At 62.8% G+C, this 253-nt stretch carries 1 pseudogene; it reads left to right on the top strand.

Features of this window, described 5'->3' with window-relative positions:
• A pseudogene (locus R0J88_RS21835) lies at positions 1–253 on the top strand (phosphate ABC transporter, permease protein PstA); the annotation flags it as partial.

The raw sequence follows: 253 nt of genomic DNA, 5'->3' as shown, positions 1-253 counted from the left end.
CTGGCCTTCGCCTTCCCGGTCGGCGTGCTGACGGCGGTCTATCTGGAGGAGTTCGCTCCGGACAACCGCTTCACCCAGGCCATCGAGATCAACATCAACAACCTGGCGGCGGTGCCGTCGATCCTGTTCGGTCTGCTGGGTCTGGCGATCTTCATCAACTTCTTCGGCATGCCGCGTTCCTCCCCGCTGGTCGGTGGTCTGACGCTGGGTCTGATGACCTTGCCGGTGATCATCATCACCACGCGCTCGGCAC

The sequence above is a fragment of the Pseudoalteromonas sp. SIMBA_162 genome (genome assembly GCF_046535955.1).
In the GTDB taxonomy this organism is placed as follows: domain Bacteria; phylum Pseudomonadota; class Gammaproteobacteria; order Enterobacterales; family Alteromonadaceae; genus Pseudoalteromonas; species Pseudoalteromonas marina.
The sequence above is the reverse complement of the archived record's forward strand: the minus strand, read 5'-3'. Positions and strand labels throughout refer to the sequence as shown.